The organism is Plantibacter sp. Leaf1, assembly GCF_001421315.1.
Classification (GTDB): Bacteria; Actinomycetota; Actinomycetes; order Actinomycetales; family Microbacteriaceae; genus Plantibacter.
The window spans coordinates 13,956-33,892 of the sequence record NZ_LMJX01000004.1; the positions used below are offsets into that span (position 1 = coordinate 13,956).

Here is a 19,937-nt window from a genome sequence, read left to right on the forward strand (position 1 = left end):
GTCGCGCTCGACAGGAACGACACCGGCATGGAACAGTCGATGCGACCACCCGCTGGAGGAGACACGTGCACGCAGCATCAGGACCGACCGTTGCCGGCTACACGATGATCGGCCGTCCTCCGGTCCGGTCGAACCTCGTCCTCATCCTGGTCCTGTCCGGCATCCTCGCCGCCGTCCTCGGCTGGATCACCGGGAGCGTCGTCGACAGCATCTTCGACATCGCACCCACGGCACTCGTCACCATTCCGGTCTTCTTCCTCATCACCGCCGGCATCTGCCTGCTCCACCTCGCGAGCGCCTTCCGCCCTGTCGGCGTCGACGCCGTCCGCGGCACCGCGCTCCTCGGCGGCCAGGCGGTCCCGCTCCGGTCGATCGTAAGCGGCGAACTCCTCACCCGCAGTCCCGCCGCGACCACCCCGGTCCTCAGTCTCCGCATCACGACCGACACCGGCGCGCGGGCACGCATCATCATGAACGGCGGTTGGCTCCGCAGCCTCCCCACCTCCGACCTCGTGCCACTCGTCGCACTCATCGCCGGCAGCGGCATCCCCGACGACACCGGCCAGGATCCGCTCGACGTCGGCCGAGAACGCATCTCCCGCTCACTCGCCGGGAAGGGCTCGAACGTCACGATCGGTCGACGCGGGTTCATCGCCGACTGCATCACGGCAGCGGAGGCTTCGGGCGACGTGAAGCTGCTGGACGCCGTGGTGCAGGCCGCCGGGCCGCTCGGCCGGAGTGTCCGGGAGGAAGCGACGCGGATCGCGCAGGGCACGGCGCCCGACCCCACGCACCGTGCCGCGGATGCACCGCCGGCGACGCCCGACGCCCCGGACTCGGACCCGACCCCGTTCGTCCCACCCGCACCGCAATACGGGTCGGTCGTCGAAGACGAGTCCGACCCACTGGACGCCGAGGACGACACCAGCGACGACGACCGGTTCCGACGACCGGACGACCCCGCCCGACTGGCCGCGGAACAAGTCGTCGACCGGGTGCACCTCGACAAGCTCGGCGACCGGAACGGAGCGCTCGGCAACCGCGACGCGGAGCGCTTCGATCCGGACGACGAGCGCGAGCTCCCGTCCTGGGTCCCACCGCAGGACCGGGGCCGGATGCGGTCGTGGCTCGCCGACGATGACGACGTCGTCCACCTCCAGCCCATCCCAGCGACGATCGGCGCGCGCACCCTTCGAAAGATCTGCGACCGGATCCTCTTCGGCCTCGCCGGTGTCGCCCTGCTCGCGATCTTCGGGGCGGCCATCGCCGAGGGCTTCCTCGACCGTCTGCCGAGCGACGCCAACGCCTTCGTCGCGGTCGCGGTGGTCGGCTCGGCGCTGCTCGCGTTCGTCGCGTGGATGGTCGGCGGTATCGCTCGCGCCCGCGAGATCAGCATCGCCCAGCGTTTCTCCCTCGACTGGCTCGACAGCCGCGGACCGGAACAACGCCGCAGAGGCCTCCCACCCGTCCTCCTGCAGCACTTCCTCGGACCGATCCCCGCGTCACGCCTGTTCGCGGCCGGAGCGTACGCCGGCACCTGCCTCGGCGGGGTCGGGATCCTCGCGGGCGCGCTGCTGTCCGTCGACCCGGAGGAGCTCGGAGCCACCGGACCGATCATGCTCGGCGTCAGCGTCGTGCTCGCGGCCGTCGGCACGGTCCTGTTCATCGTGCGATGGCGGCGCGTGAAGCGGCAGCGGGCGCTCGCGATCGAGCTCGGCGGCGAGCGCCTGGCGTACCTCGGGAACCTGTAGCGAGCCGGGACGAGCCCTTCGACAGGCTCAGGGACCGGAGGTGGCTGACCCTTCGACAGGCTCGGGGACCGGGGTCAGGCTCAGCGACCGGAGGCTACCGCGCGACGACCTTCTCGAGCACCCAGTGCGCGCGGTCGAGGCTGTTCGCTGGCGCCGGCTGGTAGCGGAAGGCACGGGCACCACGCTGGACGGAGACGCCCTGCGCGGTCGCGGTGGCCTCCAGCTGGGCGGCGAACTTCTGCCACCCGTCGAGGCCCTGCGGGAACCCGAAGTTCTCCTCGAGCGAGGTGACGAGCACCTCGGATCCGGAGCCCGCCGGCCACACCTCGATGACGGCGTCCTCCTTCGAGATCTGGTTCAGTCCCCACACCCCCGGACGCAGCGACTTCAACCGGCTCTTCGGCAGGCCCTCGACGAGTGCGACGGCCCTCGCAGCGTCGGTGCCGAGGATGACGGAGCGGCCGAACTCCTGCAGGGTCGCGGGGATTCTGGCCTGCTTGCTCTCGCCGGCCTCGCGGATCTTCCGACGCCCGAGCCCCTTCAACACCCCCAACCCGACGATGGCGAGCAGGACGAGCATGGCGATGATCGCGAGCGTGTTGCTGTCCACAGGAGCCCCCCAAGGCTGTCGGTTGCGGGCTGTTCCACCCACGACGAGGATGGCGCAGACCGGCCACCGACTCAATGGGGAGCGGTCCCCACCCCGCCCGACCGAGCTCAGGCAAGCCGCTCAGGCCGGCCCCGCTCAGGCAGGCCGCACGACGTCCCGCCACATCGCGGCCGGCACCACGCCCGGGATGCCCGCGATCGACGCGATACTCCGGAACCCGCTCCGCCGATACAGGGCGCGGTTGCGCTCGTTCGACGACTCCAGGTACGCGGGGAGCGCATCGGCGTCGATGGCACGCAGCCGCGATTCGAGCAGCGCACCCCCGACACCGGCTCCGCGAGCGCCGTCGCCCACACCGATCTGTGCGAGGTACCAGTGCGGTTCGGCCGGGCGGTGCTGTGCGAGCGTCCGCTGCAGGCGCATGGCTCGGGGAAGTCCGCGCAGGCCGAGTGCACGGACGAACATCGGCAACTGCCGCGCCTGGTCGAGCAGGGAGTGACGTGCGTCCGGCGTCTCCCAGACGGCGACACCGAGGACGACGCCGTCCGTGTCACGTCGGGCCAGGTCGACGCGACTGCTCGACGCCGCACTCGAACGCAGCATCGCTTCGAACAGGAGGGCGAGCCGGCGGCCGCGGTCGGCACCGGAGACGAGCGTCGAGGTGACCGTGTCCTCTCGGAAGGCGGTCGCGAGCACGGCCGCGGCGTCCTCCAGGTCGGCGGGCGAGGCGGGGGCGATGGTGAACATGGGACTCCGTTCGGGTGGGAGGGCGTGGGGCGACGAGCAGTGCGGGTCAGTGCGCCTGCGAGCCGAGTTCGATCACGAGCACGCCGACGGCGATCAAGCCGATGCCGACGATCATGCGCGGGGTGAGTTTTTCCTTGAACAGCACGCGCGCACCGATCGCCGTGAGCGCGACACCGCAGGCGGCCCAGATGCCGTACGCGATGCCGACGGGCATCCCGTTCGCGAGGGCGATCGTGAGGAGCCCGAAGGCCGTGAGGTAGGAGACGACGACGGGCGCGATCCAGCGCTTCTTCCGCAAGCCCTCGGAGGCGCGGAGGGAGAGCGTCGCGGTGACCTCGGTGACGATGGCACCGGCCAGGAGCAACCAGATCATGCGCCGACCTCCTTGTTCGATGCGGCGGGTTTCGCCCCGTCGGGCCCGTGGCCGGTCTCGACGAGCACGACCCCGGCGATCACGATCGCGATGCCGATCCCGATCGGGAGGGTGAACTGCTCACCGAACACGACGGAGGCGAGCACCGCGGTGAGCGCGACCCCGGCGGCGGCCCAGATGCCGTACACGACACCGATCGGCACGCCCATCCGGAGCAGCAGGGAGAGCGCGACGAAGGAACCCGAGTAGCCGACCACCGCGAGGATCACCCACCGTGGATCCTCGATCGCGCCACGGAGCGAGAGCGTCGCCGTGACCTCCAGCAGGATGGCTGCGGAGAGGATGAGCCACTTCCTCATCGGGAACCACCTCCGGCGAGCGCGAGCAGCCGGGAGACGAGCTCGGCGCGCTGCTCGCGGCCGACGTCGATGATGCCGGTCGCCTCGGCGATCCAGAGGCCGTTCGCGGCCAGCCAGACGAGGAGCAGGGTGGTGGCGTCGGCGTCCTCGCCGAAGCCGAACCAGGTGCGCAGGTATTCGAGCCAGGGAGCCGCGAGCTCGGGGCGGCGGACCGCCTCCGCGAACACGACGAACTCGCCCTGGCTCGCGCCACCGTCACCGGCGAAGGTGACGAAGGCCCGCACCCGCTCCTCGAGGGTGGACTCCTCGAGCGGCCCACCCAGTTCCTCGACGAGCTCACGCTGCCAGCGGCCGACGACGTGCTCGATGACCGCGATCATCATCGCGTCGCGCGAGGGGAAGTGATACCGCAGCCCGGCCTTCGTCAGGCCGACCTCCTGCGCGACCGCCTCGTAGGTGATGTTCGCCTCGCCTGAGGCGTCGACGACGCGGACGGCCGCGTCGAGGATCTCGTTCCGTGCACTGGGTCTCATGCGAGTTACTTTAGCTTACGTAAGGTAAAGTAATGCTGGGAAGCAACCGAGCGCCGAGGCGGCTCCGTCGCACCATGTGACGCTCTGTTTCGGGGCCCTCGCGAGCTTCGGAGCCCGCGAGTACCGTCGTGCTGGACGGCGCCGTGACCGGCCGCCGGACCCAGCCTCGACGAGACGACCCGGTGGTATCCCTGTGAGCAAGCGCATCATCCTCAACGCGTTCGACATGAGCTGCGTCACCCATCAGGCTCCCGGCCTGTGGAAGCACCCGGCCAACGAAGCCCACCGGTACAACGACATCGACTACTGGATCGACCTCGCCAAGCTCCTCGAGCGCGGCACCTTCGACGCCCTGTTCATCGCCGACGTCGTCGGCATCTACGACGTCTACCGGCACTCCTCGGCGCCCGCGCTCATCGACTCCGCGCAGCTCCCCGTCGGCGACCCGATCATCCAGGTGTCCGCCATGGCGAAGGCGACCGAGCACCTCGGCTTCGGCGTCACCGTCGCGTCCACCTACGAACTGCCCTACGCGCTCGCCCGCCGGTTCTCGACGCTCGACCACTTCACGAAGGGGCGCATCGGCTGGAACGTCGTCACCTCCTACCTCGACTCGGCGGCCCGCAACCTCGGACTGACCCAGCAGATCGGGCACGACGACCGCTATGGCATCGGCGAGGAGTTCCTCGACGTCACCTACAAGCTGTGGGAGGGGTCGTGGGAGGACGGCGCCGTCGTCATCGACCGCGAGAACGGCGTCTACACCGACCCGACGAAGGTCCACCCCATCGACCACCACGGCGAGCACTTCCACGTGCCCGGCATCCACCTCTCGGAGCCGTCGCCGCAGCGCACGCCCGTCATCTTCCAGGCCGGCGCCTCCGCCCGCGGCCGCCAGTTCGCCGCGACCCACGGCGAGGCCGTCTTCATCAACGGGCTCGTCCCCGAGCTGACCCGCAAGACCACCGACGACATCCGCGACCGCGCCGAAGCCCTCGGGCGCCCTCGTGACAGCGTCAAGATCCTCACGCTCGCCACCGCGATCGTCGCCGAGACCGACGAGGAGGCGCAGGCGAAGTACGAGGAGTACCAGCAGTACGTCTCACTCGACGGCGCCCTCACCCTCTACGGCGGCTGGTCGGGCCTCGACCTCTCCTCCTTCGACCCGGACAAGCCACTCAAGTACGTCGACACCGACGCCGCCCGGTCTGCGCTTGCGATCTTCACGCTCGCCGACCCGGACCGCGAGTGGACGCCGCGCGACATCGCCCACTACATCGGCATCGGCGGGATCGGGCCGGTGTTCGTCGGCAGCGCGGCGACGGTCGCCGACGAGATCGAACGCTGGATCGACGTGGCCGGCACCGACGGGTTCAACCTCGCCTACGTCATCACGCCGGGCACGTTCGAGGCCGTCGTCGATCTCCTCGTGCCGGAACTCCGCCGCCGCGGCCGGGTGTGGGACGAGTACCCGGAGGGCACCCTCCGTGGGCGCCTCAACGGCACCGGTTCGCCAGTGATCCCCGAGTGGCACCCCGCCCACCGGTACCGCGGCGCTTACGCAGGGCGGCCGAGTGCCGCCGACGACACCGCGCCGTCCCTGTTTGACACCGACACCGCCGACGCGGCAGACGACAACGCCTACGCCACTGAAGGAGCTTCAGCATGAGCATCGACACGATCAGCACTTCGACAGGCTCAGTGACCGGGCGGCAGGTCCCCGAAGGGCGCACGTACTGGTCGGGCAACGCCGACGAGGCCGAACTCGCGCACTGGGACGCCGTCGCCACCGAGGTCGCCACCCGGCTCGCCGTCGACGTCCTCGAGCGCGACCGCGCCAACCTCGACCCCACGAACGAACTCGACCTCCTCCGCGACGCCGGGCTCGTCAACCTCCTCGACCCGGCCGAGTTCGGCGGCGGAGGCGGGCACTGGGAGAGCGCCTTCCGGGTCATCCGCATCCTGTCGCGCGTCGACGCCTCCATCGGCCAGCTGCTCGCGTACCACTACATCAACGCGGGCAACATCGGCTTCACCGCGGAACCGGCCACCCAGGCCGAGTGGCACCGGAAGACGGTCGCCGGCCGGTGGATCTGGGGCGACTCCGTCAACCCGACCGACCCCGACCTCTCGCTCACGCAGGACGGCGACGCCTTCCGCCTCAACGGCCTGAAGCGCTTCTCCACGGGTGCCTCGGCGGGCGACGTCATCCTCGTCAACGCCGTGGTCCGCGGTGGCGACCACGACGGCACGATCTACCAGTTCGTCCTCGACCACGACCGCGACGGCATCGCCTACCTCGGCGACTGGGACGCACTCGGGCAGCGACTGTCGGCTTCCGGCTCGGTGCGCTTCGAGGACGTCCTCGTCGAGCAGGCCGACATCCTCGGCACCGTCGGCGACGAACCGTTCTCCTCGCTCGTGACGCCCGGCATCCAGCTCGCCTTCGGCAACCTCTACCTCGGCATCGCGGAGGGGGCGCTGGCGCAGGGCACCGAGCTCGTCCGCGCCCGCAAGAACGCCTGGTTCCTCAGCCACGCCGAGACCTACCGCGACGACCCGTTCGTGCAGCGCGTCGTCGGCGAGTTCGTCTCCTCGATCGCCGCCGTCGAAGCCCTCGCGGACCGCACCAACGCCCGGTTCGACCGCATCATCGCCCGCGGTGCCGAGGTGACGGCAGCCGACCGCGGTGCGATCGCCATCGAGATCGCGAAGCTCAAGGTCGTGTCGACCGAGCTCGGCATCGAGGTCTCGAACCGCATCTTCGAGGTCACCGGTTCCAGCTCGGCGAAGGCGTCCGTGGGCCTCGACCTGTTCTGGCGCAACGTGCGCACGCACTCCCTCCACGACCCGGTCGACTACAAGAAGCTCGAGGTCGGGGCCAACCACCTGAACGGCGAGCTGCAGCCCATCTCGCTGTACACCTAGGCCACCCGCCCCTGCCCCGCCCCTCGACAGGCTCAGGGACCGAGTGCCCGCCCGTCCCTGAGTACCCCATCACCGGTCCCTGAGCTTGTCGAAGGGCCCCAGCCGCCAACGGAACGGAACCAGATGTCCTCCGCACCCACCACCTCCACCGCCCGTCCGGTCGGCTTCGCGGCCGCCCGCGAGCGCCTCCTCCCGCTGTTCGCAGAGATCCAGGCCGGCGCCGTGGAGCGCGAACTCGAGCACCGGCTCCCGCGCGAGGAGGTGCGGCAGCTCGCCGCCGCCGGCTTCGGCGCCCTCCGCGTCCCCACCGAGTTCGGCGGCTGGGGCCTCACCTTCCCCGAGTTCACCGAGCTGCTCATCGAACTCGCCGCCGCGGACTCGAACCTGCCGCAGATCTTCCGCGGCCACATCGCCCTCGTCGAGGACCAGCTCGTCGCGGCGCCGAGCGACCGCCGCACGGCGTGGCTCGAACGCTTCGTCGCCGGTGAGATCGTCGGGAACGCCTGGAGCGAGGTCGGTTCCGGCGCGCTGGGCGTGTCCGGCACGGTCGTCACCGAGCGCGACGGCGGCTACGTCGTGAACGGCCGCAAGTTCTACACGACGGGCAGCATCTACGCCGACTGGACCGATGCGACCGCGCGCCTCGTCGTCGAGGGGCAGCCCGACACCGAGGTCACCGTCCTGGTGCGCACCGACCAGCCGGGCGTCTCGATCGCCGACGACTGGGACGGCTTCGGCCAGCAGCTCACCGGCACCGGCACGATCGTGTTCGAGGACGCCGTCGTCGACGCCGATCAGGTGCACGCGTTCAGCGACCGCTTCCGGTACCAGACGGCGCTCTACCAGCACGTGCTCATCGCGGTGCACGCGGGCATCGCTGCCGCGGTGGAGCGCGAGGCCGGCGAGCAGATCCGCGCCCGCACCCGCGTCTACAGCCACGGGCTCGCGCCGCTCGTGAAGGACGACGGGCAGATCCAGGCGGTCGTCGGCGAGATCTCCTCGATCGCGTTCGTCGCGAAGCAGACGGTCCTCGGGGTCGCCGCGGCCATCGAGCGGGCATCGATCACGGCCGCCGACCGTGACTCCGCGGACGACCTGCACGCGAACATCGAGGCCGAGATCCGTTCGGCTCAGGCGCAGGTGGTGCTGTCGGAGCTCGTTCCGCGCTCGGCGACGCTGCTCTTCAACACGCTGGGGGCCTCAGCGGTCAGTCGGACGAACGCGCTCGACCGGCACTGGCGGAACGCGCGCACCGTCGCCTCCCACAACCCGGTGATCTACAAGACGCGGATCGTCGGCGACTGGTCGATCAACGGCACCCCGCCGCCCTTCGTGTGGGCCGTCGGTACGGCGAAGCCGGAGTAGCCCACCGCGGCCGCCGACCTCAGCGACCGGCGAACGCCCCGCGGTACGCGCGCAGCGGGTGCGTCTCGGGCAGCGTCGGCTCGGCGCCGAACAGCTTCTCCCGGAGCGTCCCCGGGGCGTACTCGCGCTGCGCGAGCCCACGCTCCTGCAGCACCGGCATGACCTCGTCGACGAAGACCTCGTAGCTCGACGGGATCATCCAGTTGGCCACGTTGATGCCGTCGATCCCCGCGGCCCGCCATTCGGCGAGGTGATCGGCGATCTGCTCGGGCGTCCCCACGACGCGGCCGCGGAGCTTCGCCGTGAGCTTCGCGAGGTCGCGCACCGTCGGTTCCCGATCCGGTGACAGGGCTTTCAGCGCTTCGAGCATGCTGTGGCCGCCCTGCGTCTCGACGTCCTTCAGCGGCGTCTCGGGGTCGATCGGCTTCCCCGTCGCCTGGTCCGTCCCGAGGTTGGAGTGCGCGAGGAACGCGTCGGCGGAGAGATACTCGTCGTACTCGGCCTCGATGCGCTTCGCCTCCTCCTCGGTGCTGCCGACGATGAACGACATCGCCTGCCAGAACTTCACGTCGCGTGGGTCGCGACCGGTCGATGCGACGAGGGCGCGCGTGGACTCCGCCGACGCCCGGGCTGCCTCGACGCTCGGCGCCATCATGAACTGCACCTCGGCCACCTTCGCTGCGAACGCCTTGCCGGCACCCGATGAACCCGCCTGGAACAGCAACGGCGAGCGCTGCGGCGACGGCGACGACAGGTGCGGACCCTCGACGCGGTACCGCTCGCCGACGTGGTCGATGCGGTGCACCTTCGACGGGTCGGCGAAGACGCCGCTGGCCTTGTCGGCGAGGAGTGCGCCGTCGTCCCAGGAGCCCTCCCACAGTTTGCCGACGACCTCGACGTACTCCTCCGCCCACGCGTACCGCTCGTCGTGCTCGACGAGGCGGTCGAGGCCGTAGTTGCGTGCCGCGTTCTCGAGGAAGCTCGTGACGATGTTCCAGCCGACCCGGCCACCCGAGGCGTGGTCGATCGTCGAGATCTTGCGCGCGAAGGTGAACGGGTGCTCCTGCAGGATCGACGAGGTGAAGGCGAGTCCGAGGTGCTCGGTGCTGATGGCGAGCGCCGACAGCAGCATCGAGGGGTCGTTGCTCGGCAGCTGCATGCCCTCGCGGGCGTTCACGTCGAACGACGCACCAGCGCCGCCGTAGACCCCGACGACGTCGGCGAAGAAGATCGTGTCGAAGCGTCCGCGCTCGAGCGTCTTCGCGAGGTCGACCCAGAGCTGCACGTCGTCGAAGGTGTGCTGTCGGGCGTCCGGGTGCCGCCAGAGTCCGTGCTGCATGTGCGACCCCGTGTCCATCACGAAGGCGCCGAACTGGAGACGGGTGGGCTGCTCGGAGGTCATCCCCTCACGCTACCGGCAGGGCGTCAGCCGAAGGTGCCCTCGAGGTCCTGGTCGGGACCGGAGGTGCTGATCGAGTAGTCGAGCGGGTACCCGGACGGACTCGTTCCGGCGAGCGCCGGGTTCTGCAGGATGGTGACGATCGCCGCGCCCTGCTCGGGTGTGACGTCGGTGATCCACAGCTTCGGTTGCGTCGTCACCTCGATCTCGACGCCCGGGTAGGCCTCGACGACGGCGAGGATGGCGTCGACCATCGCCGGGCTCAGCTCGCTCGGATCGTCCACCATCGAGAAGCGGTCCGGCACGCTGTAGGACGCGCCGTCCGGATACAGCTCCCGGAGTTCGCGCACTGCGGCCGGCAAGGCCTGCATGGAGAAGACGGTGACGCGCGGCGTCCCATCGGCAGCGTCGACGTCGATGTCGACCTGCAACCGTTCCGTCAGCATCAACCGTTGCAGCTGGTCGGCGATCTCATCGATGCTGCGGTCGCTCGGTACGAGCTGCACGCGCCAAGGACCGCGCGGCGGGTCCTGTTGTTGGGCCGGCGAGGTCGGGTCGGGCTCGCGCTGGATGACGACGATGGCGATGCCCTGGAGGTCGTCGCCGACCCGCTTCGCCGCGCTGGCGGCAGCCAGCACCTGGCCGACTCCGGCGTCGAGCGACATCGTGACGGTCGCGCCGTGACCGTCGACGTCAATGTCGGCGACTCCGTCGACGTCGGCGAGGGCATCGGTGAAGCCGTCGATGGCCTCCGTACGTTGTGCCGCGGCAACGGCCTGGGCGGGCGGTGGGCGGAACGCTCCGGTCGACGCCACGATGACGGCGACGACGACCAGACCGGCAAGCACCGTGGTCACGATCCGCACCCTTCGGCGACCGATCACGAACGTCAGAAGCACGATGACGGCGGCGACGATCAGGACGGGGATGCCGTAGACAACGAGGCCGAACACGAGGAACACGAACGCGGACCCGGAGGTGTTCGGCACACTTCCCGTCACCACCATCCAGGGCAGGTTCCCGAGCATCGCCAGCACGCCGAACCCGACCCCCGCGACAGCGACCGCAGCCACCGCAGCAAGCACGGCGAGTCCGCGCGACGGCGTCGCCCGACGGACCGCCTCCATCACCGGTTGGACGATCAGTAGCATGACGCCGACGGTGACGAGGATCCAACCGCCGAGCGAGCCGAGCATCTGGTACCAGAGCTCCGCCACCGACGGCCCGTTCGCCACGATCGGCGCTTCCAGCCCGTAGGAACCAGTGGCCTGATCGGCTGGGATCGCCGTTCCGATGATCGAGAGCAGCGTGGTGACGACGCCAGCGACGGCGACGATCAGGACACCCGACACTGCGAGGTCGAGCGAGCGGACGAGGGAGCTGGACAGGAGCGAGCGGCGGGACGATCGACGGGCGGACTCCTGCGGACGGCCAGGCTCCGTCGACGTGGTCGTGCTCGACGTCGCAACGCCGGCTCCGGCGATGCTCGGTTCGTCGCCCGTCGCTCCCCCGTCGTCCATGCTTCCCCGCTTTCAACACGCCGCAGTGGCGCTCCCCTGGCGGTCAGTCTGGCACGCCGCTACCGGCAGGGCGTCAGCCGAAGGTGCCCTCGAGGTACACGTCGCCGTCGGGGCCGATCGTGTGGATCTGGTACTCGGCGGGATACCCGGAGGGGCTCGTCCCGGCGAGCGCCGGGTCCCGGAGGATCGCGTCGATCGCGGCGGCGGCCTCAGGGGTCACGTGGTTCACGTAGAGCTTCGGCTGGGCGGTGAGCTCGAACTCCGCGTTCGGGTTCGCGACGACGACACCGACGATCGCGTCAACCATCGCCGGGCTCAGGTCGAGCGGGTCGAAGACCATCGAGAACCGTTCGGGGACCGAGACGTAGGCTCCGTCGGGGGCGATCTCGGCCAAGGCCGCGACGACGCCCGGCAACGCGGCGATCGAGGGGACGGTGATCGCCGGCCGATCGCCCGTGATGACCATCTGGATGCCGAGCGCCTCCGCCCGCAGCAACCGATCCACCTGGGTGGGCAGGGTGTCCGCCGGGTACTCGGAGGGGACGAGCTGCAGCCGCCAAGGCGCCGATTGCGGGTCGTCGGCGGCCTGATCGGTGCCGCTCGACTCGCGGGCCAGGACGACCATGACGATGGCGGGTTGGACCCTGGCGTCCTGTGCTGCGGCGGCCTGCTCCTCTGAGACCTGACGCGCGGCCTGGGCGGCGGCGAGCACCTCGTCGGCGCCGGCGTCGGCGGCCATGAGGACCGTGGCCCCCGCACCGAGGACGTCGACGGACGCCACGCCGTCGAGCGGCTCCAGGGCCTGCGTGAACGCCGCGGCCTCCCCACCGAGGGGCGGACCGGCCACCGGCTCGAGCGGTGGCGGACGGAACAGTCCGAGCGATCCGGCGACGACCGCGACCGCGAGGACGGCACCGAGGACGAGCAGGAAGCGGCGCCGTCTCCCGCGGTCGGCGAGCCTCGCGAGGCCGACGATCGCCGCGACGACGAGCAGGATCGGCAGCCCGTAGACCACCGCCAACCACACGACGGTCCCGAAGGAGGTCCAACCCACGAGCCAACCGGGCGAATTGCTCCCGTCGATCCTGACCGCTGCGATGACGCAGATCGCGAGGCCGACGACGGCCACCGGGACGAGTCCGAAGAACGCACCGAATCCGCGGGACCTGGCCCATCGTCCGCCGAGCTCGGCCGCCGGTTGCACGAGGAGGAGCACGACCGCGAGGGCGAACCACAGGTAGGTGCCGATGGTGCCGAGGACGCTGTACCACTCGCCCGCGGGTGAGAAGGAGACGGCGTCGGACCAGGTCGCCGGGTTGCCACCTCCGGTGATCCGGTGCCCGTCGCCGTCGCGGTACTCCATCTGCCGGTCGAGGATCCCCAACGCGACGATGACACCGACGACTCCGGAGACCACGACGATCGTCGCTGCGGCGAGCACGGCGCTGCGTCGCAGGTAGGCGCTCATGCGCGAGAGCCACACGGCGAGGCTTCCGGCTCCGGCTCGACCGGCCGGCGTCGGACTCCCGGACGGCACCGCGTCGGGCTCGGGATCGGCGATCCGCGTCCCGGATCCGTCGTCGCTCACAGCTCCCCGTCCTCGAACCGCAGCGCACGGCTCCCCCGGTCGTCAGTCTGGCATGGTGCCGTCCGTGGGGCGAGGTCTCCGCCGTCAGCGGGCGTCGAGCGCGCGCAGCTGCCGCTTGAGGGCGACCTGCCGGTAGGAGGTGTCGATGAGTTCGGCAATGAGCTCCCAGTCGACGTCGTCGAGCGTGCGCCCGTCGTCACCGTCGAGTCCGGCGTCGAACGCGAGCTTCCCCGATGGCCCGTCGTACTTCGGCGACCAGAACCGCTCGTCCTCGAGCCAGGCGCCGAGCTCCTCCTCGGCCGGGGTGAACGTGATGCTGTGCGGGACGCGCATCTCCGACCCGACGGTCACGAAGACCCGCTTCCCCGCCTTGAAGCTCGGGCGGCCATGGCCGAACGTCTCGACGGCCTCCGGGTAGGCGAGGCACACCTGCCGGACCCGTTCGACGAAGGGATCGTCGGCGTCGTGCACGATCGGATGCTCCATGCGCCGACGCTACTCCTCACGGACATCAAGCGACAGCGGTCATCGGATGCCGTGGCCGGGGTGCGCCGCGTCGTAAGCCGCGCGGGACGCCGTGATCGCCGGCCGCTGCTCGAGCGACCAGTCGGCGAGCGTCTTGACGAGGTGGGAAAGGGCTGCGCCGGAGGAGGTGAGCGCGTAGGACACCTGCGCCGGCACGGTCGGGAACACGGTCCGCTCGACGAGGCCGTCGCGTTCCAGGCGCCGGAGCGTCAGCGTCAGCATGCGCTGGGAGATCCCGTCGATCGCGCGCTGCAGCTCACGGAACCGCCGCTCACCCGACGCGAGTTCCACGACGACGAGCACCGACCACGTGTCGCCGATGCGGTCGAGGACGTCGCGGATGCCGCAATCCGGGTGCCCCTCCTTGCCGCAGGGTTCGAGGTCGGCGGTTACCGCGGTGTGCGTGAGTGACATGCAAGTGCCTTCTTGTGGGTGTTCGGCGGGGGTCGCAGACTCGTCCGAGTCATCATCCTGAACACCGAAAGGCCCTGAAATGATCCTCGTCACCGGAACCACCGGCCAACTCGGCAGCGCCATCCTCGACGCGCTCACCGCTCGGGGCGCCGCGCCCCTGGCGAGCAACCGCAGCGGGCGGGATGGCGCCCGACGGATCGACTTCGACGACGCGGACAGCGTCTCCTTCGTCGGCGTCGACACGCTGGTCCTCGTCTCGGCCGGCGAAGCCGAGGACGACGTCGTGATCGCCCGCCATGAGACGGCGATCGCCGCGGCCGAACGCGACGGGGTCCGGCACGTCGTCTCCACGAGCCTCGCGACGGCCGGCGACCACCTCGCGTTCGCGCTCGCACACCGGTGGACGGAGCGGCGGCTGGAGCGCAGCCCGCTCTCCTGGACCATCCTCCGGAACGGCCTGTACGCGGAGCTCCTCGGTTCGTTGCTGGAGTGGTCCGGTGGATCACTCCACTCGGCCTTCGGCGACGGGGCGCTCGCCGCCGTCACCCGAGCCGACCTCGCCGAGGCCGCCGCCGTCGTCGCGATGACGCCGGGCACCCACGTCGGACGCCGGTACGACCTCGTCGGCAAACCGATCACGGCGAGGCAGGTGGCCGATCGCCTGGGCGTCGGGCTCCACTCGACGTCACTCGCCGAACGCCGGGAGGCGCTCATGCACGCTCAGCTCAAACCGTTCCAGCCACCGATGCTGCTGTCGATCTTCAGTGCGGTCCGCCACGGATTCCTTGCCGGCACGGGCGACGATCTCCGTGACCTCCTCGGTCGCGAACCCGCCGACGCCGTGGCCGTGGCGGCGTCTGCCGTCGCGGTGCCCTCACCGTGATCGTCGGTCCCCTGCGCGCCCGAGCCGGGCTGGGCCTCAGCCGAGCGCGGGCTTCCGGAACGGGACCACACGACGCCAGGTCGCCATCCGCCAGAGCCACTCGATCGGACCGTACTGGAATCGGCGCAGCCAGAGGCGGCTGAGCACCGACTGGATCGCGATGAGGACGAGCGCGCCGAGGCTGACGAGCGCGAGGTCGTCGAACTCGCGGAAGGGCACGACCAGTGCGACGAGGGCGAGGACCACGGAGGCACCGAGGTAGTTGCTGAGTGCCATCCGCCCGAGCGGTTCGAAGACGAGGGCGAGTGCCCGACGGACCGGCGTCTGCCAGAGCAGGGCGAAGCCCGTGACGTACACGATGGCGAGGACGCCGCCCGCGATGCCACCGGCGGTCGTGAAGCGGGGGTCTCCGGGCTCCGTCGTCTGCCACCAGAGCGCGGGGACGGCGAGCACCACCGCGCCGGCGAAGGCGATCCACACCGGGCGTCCGCCGGCGTCGAGCACCTTGGGCAGCCCGTAGGCGGCCGCTCCGGCTCCGGCGAGGAGGAGACCGGGGAGCGTGGCGAGCCCACCCCCGGTGAGGGCGTAGGCGGCGACCGTGAGGGTGACGCCGAGGCCGAGCGTCACCCAGCGCGGCGCCCACAGCACGATCGGGAGCATGAGGAGGCCGCAGATCGCATACTCGCGGAGGATCTCGCCCGGGTAGAGGAAGGCGTGGGCGAAACCGATCACGAACAGCGCGAGGTAGCGCAGCAGCATCGGGAGGAGCGGGTGCACACCGCGTCGGCGCGCACCCTCGATGACGAACATGGCGCTCATGCCGAAGAGGAAGGCGAAGATCGGGACGAACCGGGTCTGCACGGCGAACTCGAGGACGAGGTCCATCGTGGTCGCGTGCCGCTCGTCGAAGGGGATGTCCTGGCCGAGTCGGGTGATGTCGGGGACGTTGACGAAGAGGATGCCGGCGAGCGCGAAGCCGCGGAGGGCGTCGATGAGCTGCCACCGACGAGCAGGCGAGACCGTCGGGGTGGCGGATGGACTGGGCATGGCGGGGCTACTGGTCGAAGCATGAGACATATCAGTAGTACAGCAGCTCACCGCGGGAGGCGCATGCACCCAGAGGATGATCTCGATCCACCTGCGGGCGCCGGGCGTCAGGCGGCCGGCGCCTTCGGGCAGTGCAGTTGCGTGCGCGGGCCGGTCGTGCGGTCGACGATGTGTTCCGACATGGCGTGCCCGCAGATCGGGCACCCCGACTGGGCCGACGGCGGCAGGGGTTCCTCGTTGTACGGACCGAGCGGCGGTGGCCCGAGCACCTTCCACATCCGCCCGTTCACCCAGCCGTACAGGCCACCCGCCTCTCGGACGGACTCCCGGAACGATCGCTTCTCACTCATATTGATAAGTGTACTAATCATTTGGGTACGATGGGACCGTGACCGCCAACGAATCCACCGCCACGACGACCGACGACCTCCTCCAGCTGGAGAACCAGGTCTGCTTCGCCCTCGCCGTCGCGTCACGAAGCGTCATCTCGCTCTACCGCCCGATCCTCGAACCCCTCGGGCTCACCCATCCGCAGTACCTCGTGATGCTCGCGCTGTGGCAGCACAGCCCGCGCTCGGTCAAAGACCTCGGTGGTGCGCTGCAGCTCGAGCCGGCCACGCTGTCGCCGCTCCTCAAGCGGCTCGAGGCGGCCGGGCTCGTCCGGCGCGACCGCAGCCGGTTGGACGAGCGCGTCCTGGACGTCTCCCTCACGACCGCCGGCCGCGAGCTCCGCACACAGGCGGAGGCCATCCCGCACCGGGTCATGCAGGAACTGCGCATGGACGCCGACCATCTGACACAGCTCCGCGAGATGCTCCACGCGGTCATCGGTGCGGCGACCACGGCGCCGGCCGTCACGGGGACCACCGTCGAACCGAGCTGACCGACGCGACGAGCGTTCGGAGCGGGTCAGGCCGAGGGCGTCGGCGCCGGTTCCGCGGCCTTGGGGTTCCGGATCCCGACGAACGAGACCAGGCCGCCCACGAACATGAACACCGCCGTGGCCAGCACCACCCGCGCGAATCCGCCCACGCCGAGCGAGCCACCGGCGATGATGCCGACGAGCGCGATCGTCACGAGTCCGGCCACCCGCGACACCGCGTTGTTCACGGCCGAGCCGATGCCCGCATGGGCCGGGTCGATCGACCCGAGGATGCCGGCGGTGAGCGGCGCGACCGTGATCGCGAGCCCCAGACCGACGAGGAGGATGCCCGGGAACAACTGGAGCCAGTAGTCGAGATCCTGCTGGGCACCCATCATCAGGAGGAAGCCGACACCCGCGACGATGGGTCCGAGGGTCATGAACAACCGCGGCCCGTGCGTGCCGGCGAGCTTCCCGAACCAAGACGACAACGCGAGCATGACGAGCGTCGGCGGGAGCGTCGCGATCCCCGCGAGGGTCGCGCTGAAGCCGGCCGTCTGCTGGATGAACACGGCGATCGCGAAGAACCCGAGCGACAACGCACCGTAGATGAAGACCGTCGCGATGTTGCCGAACCCGAAGTTGCGCACGCGGAACAACGACAGCGGCAGCATCGGATCGGGGTGCCGGCGTTCCCACCACAGGAAGGCGATGAAGGAGAGGACACCGACGATGAGTGGCACGAGGAGCATGGGGCTGTCCCAGCTGTAGCGCTCCTGCTCGATGAGGGCGAACACCGGACCTCCGAGCCCGACCGCCCCGAGCACGGCGCCGACGACGTCGATGCGCGGACGGTGCTCGGGCTCCGGCACCCGGTCGGCACGCATCATGAGGAACAGCGTGACGAGGATCGGGATGATGTTGATCGCGAAGATGAGCCGCCACGACAGGGTGTCGACGAGCACCCCGCCGAGCAGCGGGCCGGTGATCCCGGCGGCCCCGGTCCACGCCGTCCAGGTGCCGATCGCCTTGCCCTGTGCGACGCCGCTGAAGGTGGAGATGATGATGGCGAGCGAGCTCGGCACGAGCAGGGCCGCCGCACCGCCCTGGAGGAGGCGGGCGATGATGAGCACCTCGGCGGACGGTGCCACCGCGCAGAGGATCGACGTCACGCCGAAGCCGATGAGCCCAATGCGGAGGATGCGGATGCGCCCGAATGCATCGGACAAGGACCCCGCGAGCAGGATCAGCGAACCGAGGGTGATGAGGTAGGCGTCGACGACCCACTGCTGCACGATGAGGCCACCGCCGAGCTCCTTCGTCATCGCCGGCAGCGCGACGTTCACGACCGAGCCGTCGAGGAACGCGACGAACGACGAGAGGATCGCGATCGTGAGCACGAGGCGCTGCTGGCGGGTCATGGCCTCAGCGTAGACCCGGGTTCCGACGCTCCAGGCGCCAGCGCGAGGAAGCTCGACAGGCGTCGGAACGACCCGCTCGGCCCGCCGTCCGCCGCACCCCCTCCCAGCCCATCCTCCGCCCCGCGTTCGTACACTGGAGACCATGGTCGACCTGTGGTGGCTCCCTTCGCTGATCGTCTTCGGCGGCGTCGGCATCATCGTCTGGCTCCTCCTCGCGTTCCTGCGCCGACGCACCCCGAAGACCCCGATCGCGTCGATCGACGACCTCCACCGACGCGCCGGCATCGCGCTCGTCCGCACCGACGACGCGGTCCGTGAGGCCGAGGACGAGGTCGGGTTCGCCGAAGCCGAGTTCGGACGCGAGGCCGCGCGCGGATACGCCGCCGACGTCGCCGCGGCACGAGCCGCACTCGGCGAGGCCTTCCGACTGCGCCAGGCCCTCGAGGACGAGGTCGCCGACACCGAGCGGCAGCGACGCGAGTGGAACGAACGCATCGTCCACCTCTGCGAGGACGTCGAGCGCACCCTCACCGCCCGGTTGCGCGGCTTCGCCGAACGGCGTGGTGCCGAGCGCTCCGCCCCCGACCTCCTCGGAGACCTCGAGCGACGCATCGACCGGGCGCGCGACCGACTGACCACGACCGGGCTCGCGATCGCGTCGGCCGCCGAACGGTACGCGGCAAGCGCCGTCGAGGACGCCCGAGTGCTCCGTCGCACCGCGCAGACGACGGTCGACCAGGCGGTGGAGGACGCGCGGCACGCGGCCGAGCGGATCGCCGACGGACGCCCGACCGCTGCGGCACTCCACGGCCTCGGTCGGGAGCTGCAGCAGGCGGAGGACCGGCTCGACGCCGTCGAACGGTCGCTTGCGGGCATCGGTGCCGCGGAGGCCGAGCTCGCTGCGGCGGCTCGGGAACTCCGGACGGTCGTCGTCGAAGCGGCTGAGCTCCGCGAGTCGGCGGAGCGACCGGAGACGGCCGAGGTGATCGCCGGAGCGATCGACCGCGCGAACCGTGCCCTCCTGCTGGCCGAGTCCGTGACTTCGCCGGACGGCGAGCGCATCCTGCCGGATCCCGCTCGACGCCTCGAGTCGGTGCGCGCCGCCGACATCGAGCTGGACGCCGCCCTCGCGACGGCTCGGAGTGAACGGCGGCGCCTCGACAACGCCCGTGAGGCGATGCGAGGGGCGATGTTCACGGCCGACAGCAACCTGCGCATCGCGGCCGACGTCATCTCCGCGCACCGAGACCGAGTGGGTGCCGACGCCAGGACCCGGCTGGCCGAGGCGAAGCGCCAACTCGCGCTGGCCGAGGCGGCTGCGACGGCCGATCCGGTCGAGGCGCTCGACGCCGCTCGCCGGGCGTCGCGGATCGCCCAGGACGCGGACGCCCTCGCACGGTACGACCTCGGCTGAAAGGCGGCCTCAGCTGCGTGCGGCCTCGGCTGCGTGCGGCCTCCGCTGCGTGCGGCCTCCGCCGACGGGTCCGGGTCGCGGAAGGCCGCGGGCGTCGGGCTCGTCGTCGTGCCGCAGTGTAGGTCGTTCCGCCGCCGAGCGCCCGGCGTTTACGTTTCATCTCGAACTGTGACCCGCCCTCGGTAACGTGACGAGCGT

General features: G+C 70.6%; 20 protein-coding genes. 7 read left to right on the forward strand and 13 right to left on the reverse strand.

All coding sequences use genetic code 11. From position 1 onward, the window contains the following. Positions 1–65 precede the first annotated feature (65 nt). On the forward strand, positions 66–1,751 hold the full coding sequence (locus ASE44_RS16895; RefSeq protein WP_157580041.1) for a hypothetical protein: 1,686 nt from the start codon (positions 66–68) through the stop codon (positions 1,749–1,751). 94 nt (positions 1,752–1,845) lie between these two features. Here the strand turns inward: ASE44_RS16895 and ASE44_RS16900 are convergent, their stop codons facing one another. The 5 genes from ASE44_RS16900 to ASE44_RS16920 form a co-directional block, all read right to left on the reverse strand. Then, positions 1,846–2,361 carry a hypothetical protein gene (locus tag ASE44_RS16900; RefSeq protein WP_056782068.1) on the reverse strand — a complete coding sequence of 172 codons (516 nt, stop codon included), beginning with the start codon at positions 2,359–2,361 and terminating at the stop codon, positions 1,846–1,848. Positions 2,362–2,496: 135 nt separating this feature from the next. Further along, positions 2,497–3,108 carry a GNAT family N-acetyltransferase gene (locus tag ASE44_RS16905; protein ID WP_056782070.1) on the reverse strand — a complete coding sequence of 204 codons (612 nt, stop codon included), beginning with the start codon at positions 3,106–3,108 and terminating at the stop codon, positions 2,497–2,499. 46 nt (positions 3,109–3,154) lie between these two features. Continuing rightward, complete coding sequence (locus ASE44_RS16910; protein ID WP_200921155.1) at positions 3,155–3,481, reverse strand: multidrug efflux SMR transporter; 327 nt, start codon at positions 3,479–3,481, stop codon at positions 3,155–3,157. Then, complete coding sequence (locus ASE44_RS16915; RefSeq protein WP_056782072.1) at positions 3,478–3,840, reverse strand: multidrug efflux SMR transporter; 363 nt, start codon at positions 3,838–3,840, stop codon at positions 3,478–3,480. The genes ASE44_RS16910 and ASE44_RS16915 overlap by 4 nt, the downstream gene beginning before the upstream one ends. Next, positions 3,837–4,373, reverse strand: coding sequence for a TetR/AcrR family transcriptional regulator (locus ASE44_RS16920; protein ID WP_056782074.1), 537 nt, complete (start codon positions 4,371–4,373; stop codon positions 3,837–3,839). Before ASE44_RS16920 ends, ASE44_RS16915 begins: the two co-directional genes overlap by 4 nt. Positions 4,374–4,566: 193 nt before the next feature. Here ASE44_RS16920 and ASE44_RS16925 point away from each other — a divergent pair, with 193 nt between their 5' ends. The 3 genes from ASE44_RS16925 (at position 4,567) to ASE44_RS16935 (ending at position 8,666) form a co-directional block, all read left to right on the forward strand. Beyond that, entirely contained in the window at positions 4,567–6,042 is a 1,476-nt protein-coding gene (locus tag ASE44_RS16925; protein WP_082456192.1) for an LLM class flavin-dependent oxidoreductase, read from the forward strand. Then, a complete protein-coding gene (locus tag ASE44_RS16930) occupies positions 6,039–7,301 on the forward strand; it encodes an acyl-CoA dehydrogenase family protein (RefSeq protein ID WP_082456193.1) in 1,263 nt (420 codons plus the stop codon). Before ASE44_RS16925 ends, ASE44_RS16930 begins: the two co-directional genes overlap by 4 nt. Before the next feature lie 123 nt (positions 7,302–7,424). Beyond that, positions 7,425–8,666 carry an acyl-CoA dehydrogenase family protein gene (locus tag ASE44_RS16935; RefSeq protein ID WP_056782075.1) on the forward strand — a complete coding sequence of 414 codons (1,242 nt, stop codon included), beginning with the start codon at positions 7,425–7,427 and terminating at the stop codon, positions 8,664–8,666. A 19-nt stretch (positions 8,667–8,685) separates the two neighbouring features. Here the strand turns inward: ASE44_RS16935 and ASE44_RS16940 are convergent, their stop codons facing one another. The 5 genes from ASE44_RS16940 to ASE44_RS16960 form a co-directional block, all read right to left on the reverse strand. Then, entirely contained in the window at positions 8,686–10,068 is a 1,383-nt protein-coding gene (locus tag ASE44_RS16940) for an LLM class flavin-dependent oxidoreductase (RefSeq protein WP_056782077.1), read from the reverse strand. A gap of 23 nt (positions 10,069–10,091) precedes the next feature. Further along, positions 10,092–11,585, reverse strand: coding sequence for a hypothetical protein (locus ASE44_RS16945; RefSeq protein ID WP_056782079.1), 1,494 nt, complete (start codon positions 11,583–11,585; stop codon positions 10,092–10,094). Between the two features lie 73 nt (positions 11,586–11,658). After that, complete coding sequence (locus ASE44_RS16950) at positions 11,659–13,173, reverse strand: hypothetical protein (protein ID WP_056782080.1); 1,515 nt, start codon at positions 13,171–13,173, stop codon at positions 11,659–11,661. Between the two features lie 84 nt (positions 13,174–13,257). Next, on the reverse strand, positions 13,258–13,659 hold the full coding sequence (locus ASE44_RS16955; RefSeq protein ID WP_056782082.1) for an MmcQ/YjbR family DNA-binding protein: 402 nt from the start codon (positions 13,657–13,659) through the stop codon (positions 13,258–13,260). A gap of 39 nt (positions 13,660–13,698) precedes the next feature. Next, positions 13,699–14,112 (reverse strand): helix-turn-helix domain-containing protein, encoded by a 414-nt coding sequence (locus ASE44_RS16960; RefSeq protein ID WP_056011023.1) that lies wholly within the window; start codon positions 14,110–14,112, stop codon positions 13,699–13,701. Positions 14,113–14,191: 79 nt separating this feature from the next. Between ASE44_RS16960 and ASE44_RS16965 the strand changes: the two genes are divergently transcribed. Further along, positions 14,192–14,995 carry an NAD(P)H-binding protein gene (locus ASE44_RS16965; protein ID WP_056782083.1) on the forward strand — a complete coding sequence of 268 codons (804 nt, stop codon included), beginning with the start codon at positions 14,192–14,194 and terminating at the stop codon, positions 14,993–14,995. 36 nt (positions 14,996–15,031) lie between these two features. Here the strand turns inward: ASE44_RS16965 and ASE44_RS16970 are convergent, their stop codons facing one another. After that, positions 15,032–16,042 (reverse strand): DUF418 domain-containing protein, encoded by a 1,011-nt coding sequence (locus ASE44_RS16970; RefSeq protein ID WP_056782085.1) that lies wholly within the window; start codon positions 16,040–16,042, stop codon positions 15,032–15,034. A 107-nt stretch (positions 16,043–16,149) separates the two neighbouring features. Beyond that, positions 16,150–16,392, reverse strand: a complete 243-nt coding sequence (locus tag ASE44_RS16975) for a hypothetical protein (RefSeq protein WP_056011014.1) — start codon at positions 16,390–16,392, stop codon at positions 16,150–16,152. A gap of 38 nt (positions 16,393–16,430) precedes the next feature. Between ASE44_RS16975 and ASE44_RS16980 the strand changes: the two genes are divergently transcribed. After that, positions 16,431–16,925 (forward strand): MarR family winged helix-turn-helix transcriptional regulator, encoded by a 495-nt coding sequence (locus ASE44_RS16980; RefSeq protein WP_056782088.1) that lies wholly within the window; start codon positions 16,431–16,433, stop codon positions 16,923–16,925. Positions 16,926–16,951: 26 nt separating this feature from the next. Here the strand turns inward: ASE44_RS16980 and ASE44_RS16985 are convergent, their stop codons facing one another. Continuing rightward, positions 16,952–18,325 (reverse strand): MFS transporter, encoded by a 1,374-nt coding sequence (locus ASE44_RS16985; protein ID WP_056782090.1) that lies wholly within the window; start codon positions 18,323–18,325, stop codon positions 16,952–16,954. A gap of 142 nt (positions 18,326–18,467) precedes the next feature. Between ASE44_RS16985 and ASE44_RS16990 the strand changes: the two genes are divergently transcribed. Further along, complete coding sequence (locus tag ASE44_RS16990) at positions 18,468–19,739, forward strand: hypothetical protein (protein ID WP_056782092.1); 1,272 nt, start codon at positions 18,468–18,470, stop codon at positions 19,737–19,739. Positions 19,740–19,937: the final 198 nt, after the last annotated feature.

Excerpts from the sequence above, each read along its gene's own strand:
- ASE44_RS16990 (WP_056782092.1), top strand. The coding sequence starts at position 18,468 with ATGGTCGACCTGTGGTGGCTCCCTTCGCTGATCGTCTTCGGCGGCGTC.
- ASE44_RS16915 (WP_056782072.1), bottom strand. The coding sequence starts at position 3,840 with ATGAGGAAGTGGCTCATCCTCTCCGCAGCCATCCTGCTGGAGGTCACG.
- ASE44_RS16940 (WP_056782077.1), bottom strand. The coding sequence starts at position 10,068 with ATGACCTCCGAGCAGCCCACCCGTCTCCAGTTCGGCGCCTTCGTGATG.
- ASE44_RS16945 (WP_056782079.1), bottom strand. The coding sequence starts at position 11,585 with ATGGACGACGGGGGAGCGACGGGCGACGAACCGAGCATCGCCGGAGCC.
- ASE44_RS16965 (WP_056782083.1), top strand. The coding sequence starts at position 14,192 with ATGATCCTCGTCACCGGAACCACCGGCCAACTCGGCAGCGCCATCCTC.
- ASE44_RS16960 (WP_056011023.1), bottom strand. The coding sequence starts at position 14,112 with ATGTCACTCACGCACACCGCGGTAACCGCCGACCTCGAACCCTGCGGC.
- ASE44_RS16935 (WP_056782075.1), top strand. The coding sequence starts at position 7,425 with ATGTCCTCCGCACCCACCACCTCCACCGCCCGTCCGGTCGGCTTCGCG.
- ASE44_RS16910 (WP_200921155.1), bottom strand. The coding sequence starts at position 3,481 with ATGATCTGGTTGCTCCTGGCCGGTGCCATCGTCACCGAGGTCACCGCG.
- ASE44_RS16905 (WP_056782070.1), bottom strand. The coding sequence starts at position 3,108 with ATGTTCACCATCGCCCCCGCCTCGCCCGCCGACCTGGAGGACGCCGCG.
- ASE44_RS16930 (WP_082456193.1), top strand. The coding sequence starts at position 6,039 with ATGAGCATCGACACGATCAGCACTTCGACAGGCTCAGTGACCGGGCGG.
- ASE44_RS16975 (WP_056011014.1), bottom strand. The coding sequence starts at position 16,392 with ATGAGTGAGAAGCGATCGTTCCGGGAGTCCGTCCGAGAGGCGGGTGGC.
- ASE44_RS16920 (WP_056782074.1), bottom strand. The coding sequence starts at position 4,373 with ATGAGACCCAGTGCACGGAACGAGATCCTCGACGCGGCCGTCCGCGTC.
- ASE44_RS16970 (WP_056782085.1), bottom strand. The coding sequence starts at position 16,042 with ATGCCCAGTCCATCCGCCACCCCGACGGTCTCGCCTGCTCGTCGGTGG.
- ASE44_RS16985 (WP_056782090.1), bottom strand. The coding sequence starts at position 18,325 with ATGACCCGCCAGCAGCGCCTCGTGCTCACGATCGCGATCCTCTCGTCG.
- ASE44_RS16955 (WP_056782082.1), bottom strand. The coding sequence starts at position 13,659 with ATGGAGCATCCGATCGTGCACGACGCCGACGATCCCTTCGTCGAACGG.